Genomic DNA, 11,801 nt, shown 5'->3' with positions numbered 1-11,801 from the left:
TCCGCGGGCACACCAACCAGGGGTGGGGACGCGGGTGGTGATCGCGGTGGTGTTCCATTGACGGCATGGCTGATGCGTTCGACGGGTTCCGGATCGGTGCGGGGTACTCGGTGGTGGAGCCGGACCGGCACCGACCGGGGTCCTTCACCCTGGTGGTGGACGGTACCCCGCAGTCGCACGTGGACCTCGAGGACCCGACCCACCTGGCGTTCGAGTACATCCGGCGGATCGGGCACGCGATCGACCTGCTGCCGGACGGCCCGATCACGGCACTGCACCTGGGCGCCGGCGCCCTCACCCTGCCCCGCTACGTCGCGGTGACCCGTCCGGGTTCGCGGCAGCAGGTGGTCGAGCTCGAGCGCGACCTGGTCGAGCACGTGCGCGAGGCGCTGCCGTTCCCCCGCGGTGCCTCGATCCGGGTGCGGTACGGCGACGCCCGGGAGGTCCTCGGCAAGCTGCCCGCCGGACTCCGCGGCACCGTGGACCTGGCGGTGGTGGACGTCTTCGGCGGTTCGCAGATCCCCGCCCACGTGACGAGTGTCGAGTTCTACCGCGAGGTCGCCGCGTTCCTGTCGCCGACGGGCATCGTCGCGGTGAACGTGGCCGACGGCGCCGGGTTGGCCTTCGCCCGCGGGCAGGCGTCGACGCTGCAGTCGGTGCTGCCGTCGGTCGCCGCGGTCGCGGACACCGGCATGCTCAAGGGCCGGCGGTTCGGGAACATCGTGCTGCTCGGGTCGCCGACCGACCTGCCGGTGGCGGACATGCCGAGGCGGTACTCGTCCGACCCGATGCCGGCAAAGGTCGTGCACGGTGCGGAGCTCAGGGCGTTCATCGCCGGGGCGCCGATCGTCACCGACCAGACGGCGGTCGCGTCGCCGGAGCCGAACCGGAGCGTGTTCGGGGGCTGATGCCCGCGCGGCGTCGCCGGGGACGGACTTCGGACACTCGGCGGGTCCGGCTGTCAGGATGGTCTGAACGACCGCGCAGGTGCGCGACCGAGCGATGGGAACCCTGATGACGAACGACGACCGGAACGACCAGGACCGGACGGGCGACGGCCAGGCGCCGCGCTGGGGCGATGCCCCGCAGCAGCAGCCCGACGCCGAGGCCCCGCGGTACGGCGAGCGGGTGGACCCGGCGCCGACCTCGACCCCGCAGTACGGCGAGCAGTACGGGCAGGGCCAGCAGCAGTACGGGCAGCAGTCCGGACAGGGCCAGCAGCAGTACGGGCAGCCGAACGGCGAGCAGCAGTACGGCCAGCCGTCGAGCACGCCGAGCTGGAACGACCAGCAGCGCCACGACCAGCACCACGACCAGCAGCCGTACGCCGCCGCGCCCGCGCACGCCGGTGCTCCGGCCTGGCAGAGCCACGACGAGCCGAAGCCCAAGAAGAAGACCCTCGGTGTCGTGGCGTTCTTCCTCGGACTCGCCGCGCTCGTCATCGGCGTCATCGGCGGGTACGTGATGGGGTCGGCGCTCGCCAACAGCGACGCGATCAACAACCTCGTACCGAGCAGCGGTGCCACCCCGGACCAGCAGGAGCTGCAGCGTCAGCTCATGAACGACCCGGCCGTCATCTCGCAGATCGGTGTCGGTGCGGTGATCGCCGGCGTCGCCGCGGTCCTCGGGCTCTGGGCGCTCGTGCAGGGCATCATCGCCGCCGTGACCAAGCGTGGTCGCGGCTGGGGCATCTTCGCGATCATCCTGGCCGTCGTGGCCACGATCGCGACGCTGGTCACCTACGTCGGCGTGGCCGCTGCCGCCGCGGTGGCCGCCAACTCCTGATCGACCACTCGGAACGGCCCGTCGTGCTCCGGCACGGCGGGCCGTTCGCCGTCCACGGGGGCACGCGCGGACGGCCGCACCCGCGCAACCTGAGCGCGTCGCACCGACCGCTCCCGGGAGACCGCGGCTACCCTCGAACCGATGTCCCTCCCGCCCGACGACCGCCAGCAGCCCGACCTGTCCGACCGTTCCCGTGAACCGCGCCACGCGGCTCCCGTGACGGCCGGAGTCAGCCCGGGCAGCACCTTCGCGCCCATCAGCCTGCGACCCGCGGTCGACGTCGACGCCGTGCACCAGCGGCTCCGTGACCTCGGCCAGAGCCGCAGCACCGACGCCCTCGCCGAACGGGCCGAACTCCTCCGCCTGCTCGGTCGACTGGACGAGTCGCTCGTCATCGCGGAAGAGGTGTTCCGCCTCGCCATGTTCACCGGGGAGCGCCAGGACAAGGTCGCCGCGCGGATCCGTCGTGCGCACGTCCTGCACGACCTCGGGCGGCACGACCGCGCCGCCACCGAGGCCGCCATGGCCCGCGACACCGCCGCCACCGAGGAGTGGCCCGAACTCGAGGGCGCCGCAGCCGAGATCGAGGGCTGGTCGCTGTTCGAGAACGACCGCTTCGACGAGGCCCGCGCCGCCCTGTCGCGGGCGTACCAGGCCTTCCGACAGGCCGGAGCGCCGTCCGAGCGCACCGACGCGTTGCGCACCGCGGTCGAAGCCGCCATGCGGGCCTCGATCACGAACCCGGCGGAACCGTCCGACAAGCCACGGACCGCCCGCGAGGTCGCCGCCCGCCGTGCCGAGGACGAGGAACCCACCACCCGCGTCGCCGAGCCGGTGAAGCAGGTCCCGCCGATCCGCCGCCGCGTGCTCGGCGCGCCCGACGCCGCACGGACCGAGGCCGACGACATCTGGGGCCGGATCGCGGCCCGGGCAGCGAAGAAGGGCCAGGCCGACCCGCGCGCCGACCAGTGACCGCGCTCGAGACCGTCCGGCTCCGCGCCGAAGCGCTCATCGCCGAACACCTCGGTGCCGGCACGTGGGCGTTCGGCTTCGACCACGCCAAGATCCGCGCCGGGCAGTGCGACTTCGCACGGAAGCGGATCACGGTGAGCCGCCACCTGGCCACCCGGTTCTCCGACGACGACGTCGAGCAGGTCCTGCTGCACGAGGTCGCGCACGCCCTCGCCGGCGCCCGGGCGGCACACGGACCGAAGTGGAAGCGCACGGCCGCGGCGATCGGGTACACCGGCTCCCGGCTGCACGACGGGCCGATCGCCAGCGAGCTCGCCCCCTGGATCGGCACCTGCCCCGCCGGGCACGAGCACTTCCGGTACCGCACGCCCACCCGTCCCCTGGCCTGCGCCCGCTGTTCCCGGCGGTTCGACGCCCGGAACGTCATCACCTGGCGGCGCCGGACCGCGGACGACGACGCGGCCACGATGGCGTCGACTACCGCATGAGGGTCCCGACGCACGGAGGCGCGCCGGTAACCCGTTAGCCTGGGCGGATGCACACGGGGCAGCACATCCGCACGGACGCCGGTTCCTCCTGGTTCTTCGACGCCGGACGGATCGCGCTCGACTTCGCGCACACGGGTGGCTTCGCCGACGACCCCACCGGACGCCGACCGCGATCGCAGCTCGGGGAGCTGCTCGCGAGCCCGGCCGACCTGGACGAGTGGCTCAGCGAGCACACCGAGCCGATCGACGTCGGTGCCAGCGCCCGCGAGCTGCAGGACGCCCGGGCCCTGCGTGCCGCGATCGCCCGGCTCGCCGTGGCCGCCGCCCCCGCGCCGGCGAGCACCGCCGCGGAACGCACCGCCGTGGCGGCGGGCCTGCGTGCCGGGGCCGGCCGCACGCGCCCCGCGCCCGACGACATCGACACCGTCAACCTGTTCGCCGCCCTGCCGGACGTGCCCCCGAGCCTCCCGGGTGGCCGACGCCGCGCCGGAGCCAACCGGGTCCGCCTGGCGCAGGCCCTGTCGAGCGTCGCGCGCGACGCCGTCGCGCTCTTCACCGAGGTCGGCTTCGACGACGTCGAGGCCGACGGCCGGCCGACGCGGCTGAGCCGGTGCTCGGCCGAGGACTGCGGCCTGGTGTTCTACGACTCGTCGCGCGGTGGGACCCGACGCTGGTGCTCGATGCAGCGGTGCGGCAACCGGGCGAAGGTCCGGGCGCACCGCGCCCGCCGCGCCGCGGAGTGACCACGAGCTGACACCTTCCCCTCGTCGTCCGGGAGGGGGTGAGTCGCGACCAGCCACCGGCCGGGAGGCGCGTGGCCGCGCCGCCACGGGCCTCCCGTCCGCCTTCCGCGAGCGGTCAGGACACCCCGCTCACCTCCGCCGAGCGGTCACCAACCGTCGGCTGGCGGCATCCCAGCCGACCGATCACGACCACCCGAAACACGCACGCACGAGTGGCAACCGGCGAGCACCACGACACGACGAAGAAAAAGATTCGGTATGCCGAATTCTCTGGCAGGATCGGTGCATGACCGACACTGCCAGCCCCCGGCTCGACGAGCACCCATCCGGTGCCCCGCGTCGCCGCGCAGCCGGGCTCACCCTGCTCGGACCGGCCTTCGTCGCGGCCATCGCGTACGTCGACCCGGGCAACGTCGCTGCCAACCTGACCGCCGGAGCCGAGTACGGGTACCTGCTCCTCTGGGTGCTCGTGGCAGCGAACGCCAGCGCCGTGGTGGTGCAGTACCTGTCCGCCAAGCTCGGGGTGGTGACGGGCAAGTCGCTGCCCGAGCACCTCGGCCTGCGGATGCGGCGCGCCCCGCGCCTGCTGTTCTGGGGTCAGGCCGAGATCGTCGCCGCCGCGACCGACATCGCCGAGGTCATCGGCGGCGCGCTGGCGCTCTACCTGCTCTTCGGTCTGCCGCTCGTGGTCGGCGGGATCATCACCGGGCTCGTCTCGATGCTCCTGCTGACCCTGCACAGCCGCCGGGGCACGCGCCTGTTCGAGACCGTGGTGACGGCGATGCTCGCGATCCTGACGGTGGGCTTCTGTGCCGGGCTGCTGTTCGCCCGGGTGTCCCCGGCCGACCTGGTCGCCGGGCTCGTGCCGCGGTTCGAGGGCTCCGGGTCGGTGCTGCTGGCGGCCTCGATGCTCGGCGCCACCGTGATGCCGCACGCGGTGTACCTGCACTCGGCGCTCGCCCGGGACCGCCACGGGGACGTCCCCGCCGGGCCGGAGCGTCGCCGGGTGCTCGTCGCGACCCGGTGGGACGTCGGCCTCGCGCTGATCGTCGCGGGCGGGGTGAACATCGCGATGCTCGTCCTCGCGGCAGCCACCCTGCCGGGCGTCGAGGGCACCGACTCCATCCCCGGTGCGCAGCGCGCCATCGCCGAGAACGTCGGCCCGGTCGTCGGAGTGCTCTTCGCCGTGGGCCTGCTCGCGTCCGGCCTGGCCTCGACCTCGGTGGGCTGCATGGCCGGCGCGGAGATCATGCAGGGCCTGCTGCACGTGCGGATCCCGCTCGTGGCCCGGCGCGCGATCACCCTGGTGCCGGCGATCGTCCTGCTCGCGCTGAACATCGACGCGACGATGCTGCTCGTCGTCAGCCAGGTGGTGCTGAGCTTCGGGATCGCCTTCGCGATCGTGCCCCTGGTGGTCTACACGTCGCGACGGAGCGTGATGGGGACCGACGTGAACGCCGCGACCACCCGCGTGGTGGCGTGGGTGATCGCGGCGGTCATCGTGGCGCTCAACGTCGCGCTGGTCGTGCTCACCCTGACCGGCTGAGTCGCAGCCGGTCAGGGGGCGACCGGTCGTCAGTCGACGACCTGGACGTCCTTCCAGAACGCGACGTAGCCCGAGTAGTCCTTGCCGACGCGCTCGAACGACGACGGGATCGGCGTCGGGTACGACCACGCGCGGTCCTGCAGCGCCTGTCCGTCGACGTTCACCGTGAAGTACTGGGTGTCGCCCTTCCACGGGCAGTGGTACTGGGTGGGGCTCTCGGTGAAGAGCTCGGTCTTCACGCTCGACGGCGGGAAGTACCAGTTGCCCTCGATCTTGATGAGGTCCTCTTCGGGGGCCTCCGCGATCACCGTGTCGCCGACGACTGCCTTCATGGCGTTGCTCCTTCGCTCGCTGGTTCCGTGACGGGGCGAACGCTACGCGCGCTCCCCCGATTCCCGCAGGACGGGCAGGTCCGGCCCCGCGGCGAGCGCCGCGTGCACGTCGTCACGGCTCAGGACGGCGGCTCCCTCGGACGCGCTGACCAGGTGCCGCACGGCACGGCGCAGCCCCGTGTACGCCGCGCAGGCCGCAGCGGCCTCGGGTGAGGTGTGGTCGATGCCGACGTCGGTGAGCGCGTCGACGACGGCTCCGGCGGCGAGCAGGTCCTCGACGGCGAAGTCGGGTGCGTCGGCGACGTCGACGGACTCCCCCGCCGCCTCGGCCGCGTCGTCGAGGACTGCGGAGTGGTGCAGCCCGGCGGCCACGATCGCGACGACGCACCGGTCACCGCGTGCCGCCTGGAGGCCCGTCACCCGTTCCGCGACCGCCGCCGCGTTGCCGAGGTGGCCGAGCACGACCTCCGGACCCTGCGGCAGCTGGGCGGTGACGTTCCGCAGGGCGCGCCGCTGTGCTGCGGCATCGGGGGTCGGCGGCAGGGCGTCGACCCAGACGAGCAGGTGGGCGCCGTGGGCGATCCGTGCCGCACCTCCGGGACCCCACGCGAACCGGACCTGGTACTTCTCCTGGGTGCGTTCTGCCACGTCCGTCACGATAGCCGTCCGAGCGATGCTGTCCCTCTCCACAGGGTCGCTGTCCGACCGGGTTCCACCAGGGTCGGCGACCCTAGGATGCATGGTCATGGAGATCGCCCCCGTACCCACCCTGACCGGCGACCGTGTGACGCTCGAGCCCCTCGGGCAGGAGCACGCGGAAGACCTGCGGGCGGCGGTCGCGGACGGCGATCTGTGGCGCACCTGGTACACCTCGGTGCCCGCCCCGGCACAGGTCGAGGCCGAGATCGACCGGCGGCTCGCCGAGCACGAGGCCGGACGCATGGTGCCCTTCGCCGTGCGGGACCGCCCGACCGGACGGGTGGTGGGTGCGACGACCTTCATGAACATCGACCCGGGCAACCGCCACGTCGAGATCGGCAGCACGTTCCTGGCCCGGTCCGCGCAGCGCTCGGGGATCAACACCGAGTCGAAGCTGCTCATGCTGTCGCACGCGTTCGAGGCCTGGCAGTGCATCGCGGTCGAGTTCCGCACCCACTGGCACAACCTGCAGTCCCGGGCGGCCATCGCGGGCCTCGGCGCGAAGCAGGACGGCGTGCTCCGGAACCACGCGATCGGCCGTGACGGCACCCTGCGCGACACCGTGGTGTTCTCGGTGATCGCGTCGGAGTGGCCGGCCGTGCGGCTCTCACTGGCCGAGCGGCTCCGGCGGCACGACCGCGCCGAGGGGTCCCGCCGCCGGTCGGCCCGGCACGCCTGAGTCGTCCCCGCTGCGTCGTCTCGCACCGCCACGACGCACCGTCCAGCCCGCGGGCGTAGCGTCACCGCCATGCACGTCGGCCTCCGGATCGTCCTCGACGCGCCGGTCGACGCCGTGCGCGATGCCCTGCTGTCCCCCTCCGTGATGGTGGCGGTGACGAAGCCGTTCCTGGCGTACCGCTCGCGTGATCCCCGGGGGTTCCCGGAGCGCTGGGAGCCGGGGCATCCGCACCCGATCACCGCGGACGCCTTCGGACTGGTGCCGAGCGGCGACACGTACGTCGACCTCGACCTGTACGAGGTCCAGGGAGTCCCCGTGCAGCGCGACAACGGCGGCGGCACGTCCGGGTTGTTCGGGCGGATGACGATGTCGCACCGGATGGCCGTCGTCCCCGCACCGGGTGGCCGGACCCTGCTGCTCGACCGCCTGACCTACCGGATGCGACCGGCCGTCCTCGGGCTCGCCCTGTGGCCCGGCATGTGGGTCATCTGGCAGTGGCGGGCGTTCCGGATGCGCGCCCTCGCGCCCACCTGGCGGACCGACGGCGAGTGACGCGACGCGGGTCGGGCCTCCCGTCCACCGCGGAGCGGGCGTAGCCTCGACCACGTGAGCCAGACGCGCCCCCAGGAGCCGACGACCGACGACCGCGTGCGCAGCACGCTGGCGACGACGGATTGGCGGCGGATGACGTTCGACCTGTACCGCCGCGTCCGCGCCACCCCGGACCCCCAGACGGCACACGCGCTCTGGCGCGAGACCCGTGACGCGATGTTCGCGGAGCACCCCGCCTCGCCGCTGCTCGACGAGGACGCCCGCGACTTCGAGTCGCTGCCGGTGCCGGACTACGACCCGGCGTGGCGGTTCCAGGTCCGCATCGAGGCCACGGAGCCTGCCGAGTTCGACTTCGAGACCGGCACCGACGGTGTCGTCCACTTCGACCGCATCGGCCTCGTGCGGGTCCCGGGAGTCGGCACCCTCGACGTCTGGAAGCACGGCGGCTACGCGGGCGGGGTGTTCGTCCCCGTCAAGGACGCCAGCGCCGGCAAGGCCCGCGGCACCTACGGCGGCGGGCGCTACCTGCTCGACACCATCAAGGGCTCGGACCTGGGCGGCGACGACCTCGGGTCGCTCGTGCTCGACTTCAACTTCGCCTACAACCCGTCGTGCGCGTACGACCCGGCGTGGGCGTGCCCGCTCGCGCCTCCGGGCAACACCGTGCCGGTCCCGATCCCCGTCGGCGAGCAGTACGACTTCTAGGGTGGAACGCATGACAGGACTCGTCGCCCTCGACGTCGGTGGCCGCGTGCCGCCGTTCGAGCAGGTCCGATCGCAGATCGCCGCACAGATCACCGCCGGGTACCTGGTGGACGGCGAACGGCTGCCGAGCGTCCGTGGGCTGGCGGACGAGCTCGGGCTCGCCGCGGGCACCGTCGCGAAGGCCTACCAGCTGCTCGAGGAGGCCGGGCTCGTGCACACCGCGCGGGGCGCCGGTACCCGGGTGGTGCGGCCGGCAGCGGTGCCGGACGCGGTGGCCGAGGCCGCTCGTGCCCTGGCCGCCGCGGCGCGCTCGGCGGGTCTGTCGGCGGACCAGGCCGCGACCGCGTTGCGCGAGGCCTGGCCGGCGTAGCGGTCGCGGGTGGTGCGAGCGCTCAGCAGTGCTCGTACACGTACGCGTCGTCCTTCGGGGTCACCAGATCGCGGTCGCGCAGGATCGTCATGGCCGGACGGCTCTTCAGCCCGCAGACCGAACCCCACGAGCGCTCGAGGGTGTCCGAGTACTCCACATCGATGACCCGCCCGCCGTAGGCCTTCGTGTACGCGGCGCACTCCCGGTACTGCACGCACTCCTCGGCGACGACGAAGTCGAACCCGGTCTGCTTCCGGCCGGACGCCCCGAGCTGCGGCGTGTTCTTCTGTCCGACGGCCAGGCCGTGCCGGTGCCCCTTGGCGACGAGCGACTTCGCGAGCGCCAGGTTGCCGGCACGGGTGAGCCGCTTGCCGCTCCGGGTCCACGAGTCGAGGTTGTCGAACTCCACCGCGTCGAACCCGCGGTCACCGCAGCGGGCGACGGTCTTCGCGAGCACCTTCGTGATCAGGGCACGCTTGGCCGCGGTCCGGGTGTCGAGGAGCATCTCGTCCGGCCACCCCGGGTCCGAGACCGGCTTGCCCGCGCGGTCGCGGAGGATCGCCGACGGGTACGACTTCTTCCACGTGCGGGCGGCCTCGGGCTGCGTCTGGAACCCGTTGACGTAGCAGATGTTGTACTTGCCCTTCGCGGGGCGGTCGGTGCTGTCGCGCTCGACGATCGTCACGCCGGAGGGCGGGGTGTACCCGCCGCCGAGCTGGTAGTCCACGCGACCCGAGGTCGGCAGGTTGCGGTAGCTCGCGGCCGCGCTGGTCGTGGCGGCCTCGGCGCAGCCGGCCGTGCCGAGGACGGCCACCAGGGCCATCGCGGTGGTCAACAGGACGGATCGCATGCGCACCCCGGAATCCTCGCACGCGCAGGGCGAACGACCCCGCCCTCGCTGTTCCGGGGATGTGCACGCTATGCTGGTCGTACTCGAGGCGCCGATCGCCTCGTGCGTCGTACGGACGCCCCGAACTCCCGACCACCTGTCTCCGGACTCTGGTCGATGATCGAGCACCTCACGAAGGTGCCCAGGCTTCTCTGCTGCGGCGACTGCGCCAGCCACATCCGTTGGCGCGCATCCCGCCCGCGCGCTGCCTCAGAGCGCGCCCACAGCCGGACTGCTCCGGCTCGAAAGGTCACCATGACCACCGAAGACATCCGTTTCTCCGACCTCGGCGTCCCCGCGCCGATGGTCTCCGTCCTCGCCGACCAGGGCAAGGACATGGCGTTCCCCATCCAGGCGGACACCCTCCCGGACTCCCTGCAGGGCAAGGACGTCCTCGGCCGCGGCCGCACCGGCTCCGGCAAGACCATCGCCTTCGCGATCCCGCTCGTCGCCCGCCTCGCCGCCAGCGGCCGCAAGCGCCGCGCCGGCCGCCCCCGCGCCCTGGTGCTCGCACCGACGCGTGAGCTCGCGACGCAGATCGACGTCGCCCTCGCCCCGCTCGCCAAGGCCATGGGCCTCAACACCACGACCATCTTCGGTGGCGTCGGTCAGGGTCGTCAGGTCGACGCCCTGCGCGGCGGCGTCGACGTCGTGGTCGCCTGCCCGGGTCGCCTCGCCGACCTCATGCAGCAGGGTCACGTGAACCTGGGCGACATCGAGGTCACCGTCCTCGACGAGGCCGACCACATGGCCGACATGGGCTTCCTGCCCGGCGTCACCAAGATCATGCAGGCGACGCCCGAGAACGGGCAGCGACTGCTGTTCTCCGCCACGCTCGACAACGGCGTGGACAAGCTCGTCAAGAAGTTCCTGCACAACCCGGTGATGCACTCCGTCGACGAGGCGAACAGCCCCGTCGAGGCGATGACCCACCACCTGTTCGAGGTCGCCGACGCCGACGCGAAGAAGCACCTCGTGAGCGCCCTCGCCTCGGGCAACGGTCGCCGCATCCTCTTCATGCGCACGAAGCACCACGCCAAGCGCCTCGCCAAGCAGCTCAGCAGCCAGGGGATCCCGGCCGTCGACCTGCAGGGCAACCTGTCGCAGGGCGCCCGTGAGCGCAACCTCGCGAAGTTCTCCTCCGGTGAGGCCCTCGTGCTCGTCGCCACCGACGTCGCCGCCCGCGGTGTGCACGTCGACAACGTCGAGCTCGTCGTGCACGTCGACCCGCCCACCGAGCACAAGGCCTACCTGCACCGCTCTGGACGCACGGCGCGTGCCGGTTCGTCCGGTGACGTCGTCACGGTGACGATGCCCGCCGAGCGTCGCGACGTCGCGCAGATGATGCGTGCAGCCGCGATCAAGGTCACCCCGCAGCACGTCTCGGCGACCTCCCCGGCCGTCACCGCGCTCGTCGGCGAGGTCGCTCCGATCCGCCACGTGGCCGAGGAGCAGCCCACCCAGCAGCGTCAGCCCAAGCAGCGCTCGGCCGAGTCCGCCGGTGACGGCGGCGGTCGTCGCCGTGGTCGCGGCGGTCGGTCAGGAGGCGCGGCGCAGCCCGCGCGTTCCGGCTCGGCTGGCGAGTCCGCCGGTTCGGCCGGGGGCCGTCAGGGCCGTCCGGCTCGTGGCGCACGGGCCGATGGTGCCGGGCGCTCCGGTGCCGCGGCCGCCGGTTCGACCGGTGGTCGCCGCAGCGGCGGCAACCGTCGCTCGGGCAGCAGCGACGTCGTGCGCGGCGGCTCGTCGGCCGTCTGGTCGTCCGAGGGCGGCTACGCCGCGGGTCGGTCCGGCAACGAGTCGGGCGGCAACCGCCGTGGTGGCTCGCGCCGCGCCTCCCGTCCGGCCGGCGCTGCCGACCGCCACTGACCTGCGCGCTTGACCCGCGCGGTCTGACCCGCTCGGCCTGACCCCGTCGGCCTGAGCGCGTCGATGCCCGCAAGACACCGGTGTCCACGTTTCGAACCCCCGCATCCCGGGGTGTGATCCGTGAACACCGGTGTTCTGCGTCCGGGCTCGGGCGAACCTTGGCGGCGGCTGGGGG

General features: G+C 73.0%; 13 protein-coding genes and 1 pseudogene. 11 read left to right on the top strand and 3 right to left on the bottom strand.

The window, feature by feature from the left end:
• Positions 1–65: 65 nt before the first annotated feature.
• From HP445_RS06470 to HP445_RS06445, 6 genes are all read left to right on the top strand, one after another.
• Entirely contained in the window at positions 66–908 is an 843-nt protein-coding gene (locus HP445_RS06470) for a spermidine synthase (RefSeq protein WP_128780445.1), read from the top strand.
• Positions 909–1,014: 106 nt separating this feature from the next.
• Entirely contained in the window at positions 1,015–1,785 is a 771-nt protein-coding gene (locus tag HP445_RS06465; RefSeq protein ID WP_128780444.1) for a DUF308 domain-containing protein, read from the top strand.
• Between the two features lie 141 nt (positions 1,786–1,926).
• Positions 1,927–2,757, top strand: coding sequence for a hypothetical protein (locus HP445_RS06460; protein WP_128780443.1), 831 nt, complete (start codon positions 1,927–1,929; stop codon positions 2,755–2,757).
• On the top strand, positions 2,754–3,245 hold the full coding sequence (locus tag HP445_RS06455; RefSeq protein ID WP_128780442.1) for a SprT-like domain-containing protein: 492 nt from the start codon (positions 2,754–2,756) through the stop codon (positions 3,243–3,245). Before HP445_RS06460 ends, HP445_RS06455 begins: the two co-directional genes overlap by 4 nt.
• A gap of 47 nt (positions 3,246–3,292) precedes the next feature.
• Entirely contained in the window at positions 3,293–3,988 is a 696-nt protein-coding gene (locus HP445_RS06450) for a CGNR zinc finger domain-containing protein (protein WP_027466753.1), read from the top strand.
• A 286-nt stretch (positions 3,989–4,274) separates the two neighbouring features.
• Positions 4,275–5,534, top strand: a complete 1,260-nt coding sequence (locus HP445_RS06445; protein ID WP_111028954.1) for an Nramp family divalent metal transporter — start codon at positions 4,275–4,277, stop codon at positions 5,532–5,534.
• 29 nt (positions 5,535–5,563) lie between these two features.
• Here HP445_RS06445 and HP445_RS06440 read toward each other — a convergent pair.
• Positions 5,564–5,872, bottom strand: a pseudogene (locus HP445_RS06440) (DUF427 domain-containing protein); the annotation flags it as partial.
• A 36-nt stretch (positions 5,873–5,908) separates the two neighbouring features.
• Positions 5,909–6,514, bottom strand: a complete 606-nt coding sequence (locus HP445_RS06435) for a hypothetical protein (RefSeq protein ID WP_217499759.1) — start codon at positions 6,512–6,514, stop codon at positions 5,909–5,911.
• A 91-nt stretch (positions 6,515–6,605) separates the two neighbouring features.
• Here HP445_RS06435 and HP445_RS06430 point away from each other — a divergent pair, with 91 nt between their 5' ends.
• The 4 genes from HP445_RS06430 (at position 6,606) to HP445_RS06415 (ending at position 8,871) form a co-directional block, all read left to right on the top strand.
• Positions 6,606–7,244: a GNAT family N-acetyltransferase gene (locus HP445_RS06430; protein WP_071406184.1), complete on the top strand. Its 639-nt coding sequence runs from the start codon at positions 6,606–6,608 to the stop codon at positions 7,242–7,244.
• 69 nt (positions 7,245–7,313) lie between these two features.
• Positions 7,314–7,796 (top strand): hypothetical protein, encoded by a 483-nt coding sequence (locus tag HP445_RS06425; RefSeq protein ID WP_128780441.1) that lies wholly within the window; start codon positions 7,314–7,316, stop codon positions 7,794–7,796.
• 132 nt (positions 7,797–7,928) lie between these two features.
• Entirely contained in the window at positions 7,929–8,501 is a 573-nt protein-coding gene (locus tag HP445_RS06420; RefSeq protein WP_128780627.1) for a DUF1684 domain-containing protein, read from the top strand.
• Between the two features lie 10 nt (positions 8,502–8,511).
• Complete coding sequence (locus HP445_RS06415; RefSeq protein ID WP_035809483.1) at positions 8,512–8,871, top strand: GntR family transcriptional regulator; 360 nt, start codon at positions 8,512–8,514, stop codon at positions 8,869–8,871.
• 22 nt (positions 8,872–8,893) lie between these two features.
• On the opposite strand, the gene HP445_RS06410 is transcribed toward HP445_RS06415, so the two are convergent.
• A complete protein-coding gene (locus HP445_RS06410) occupies positions 8,894–9,721 on the bottom strand; it encodes an endo alpha-1,4 polygalactosaminidase (RefSeq protein WP_217499777.1) in 828 nt (275 codons plus the stop codon).
• A 294-nt stretch (positions 9,722–10,015) separates the two neighbouring features.
• Between HP445_RS06410 and HP445_RS06405 the strand changes: the two genes are divergently transcribed.
• Positions 10,016–11,626, top strand: coding sequence for a DEAD/DEAH box helicase (locus tag HP445_RS06405; protein ID WP_128780439.1), 1,611 nt, complete (start codon positions 10,016–10,018; stop codon positions 11,624–11,626).
• Positions 11,627–11,801: the final 175 nt, after the last annotated feature.

This window comes from Curtobacterium flaccumfaciens (assembly GCF_013359815.1).
Taxonomy (GTDB): Bacteria; Actinomycetota; Actinomycetes; order Actinomycetales; family Microbacteriaceae; genus Curtobacterium; species Curtobacterium flaccumfaciens.
The sequence above is the reverse complement of the archived record's forward strand: the minus strand, read 5'-3'. Positions and strand labels throughout refer to the sequence as shown.

Excerpts from the sequence above, each read along its gene's own strand:
- HP445_RS06470 (WP_128780445.1), top strand. The coding sequence starts at position 66 with ATGGCTGATGCGTTCGACGGGTTCCGGATCGGTGCGGGGTACTCGGTG.
- HP445_RS06465 (WP_128780444.1), top strand. The coding sequence starts at position 1,015 with ATGACGAACGACGACCGGAACGACCAGGACCGGACGGGCGACGGCCAG.
- HP445_RS06460 (WP_128780443.1), top strand. The coding sequence starts at position 1,927 with ATGTCCCTCCCGCCCGACGACCGCCAGCAGCCCGACCTGTCCGACCGT.
- HP445_RS06450 (WP_027466753.1), top strand. The coding sequence starts at position 3,293 with ATGCACACGGGGCAGCACATCCGCACGGACGCCGGTTCCTCCTGGTTC.
- HP445_RS06445 (WP_111028954.1), top strand. The coding sequence starts at position 4,275 with ATGACCGACACTGCCAGCCCCCGGCTCGACGAGCACCCATCCGGTGCC.
- HP445_RS06430 (WP_071406184.1), top strand. The coding sequence starts at position 6,606 with ATGGTCATGGAGATCGCCCCCGTACCCACCCTGACCGGCGACCGTGTG.
- HP445_RS06425 (WP_128780441.1), top strand. The coding sequence starts at position 7,314 with ATGCACGTCGGCCTCCGGATCGTCCTCGACGCGCCGGTCGACGCCGTG.
- HP445_RS06420 (WP_128780627.1), top strand. The coding sequence starts at position 7,929 with ATGACGTTCGACCTGTACCGCCGCGTCCGCGCCACCCCGGACCCCCAG.
- HP445_RS06415 (WP_035809483.1), top strand. The coding sequence starts at position 8,512 with ATGACAGGACTCGTCGCCCTCGACGTCGGTGGCCGCGTGCCGCCGTTC.
- HP445_RS06410 (WP_217499777.1), bottom strand. The coding sequence starts at position 9,721 with ATGCGATCCGTCCTGTTGACCACCGCGATGGCCCTGGTGGCCGTCCTC.
- HP445_RS06405 (WP_128780439.1), top strand. The coding sequence starts at position 10,016 with ATGACCACCGAAGACATCCGTTTCTCCGACCTCGGCGTCCCCGCGCCG.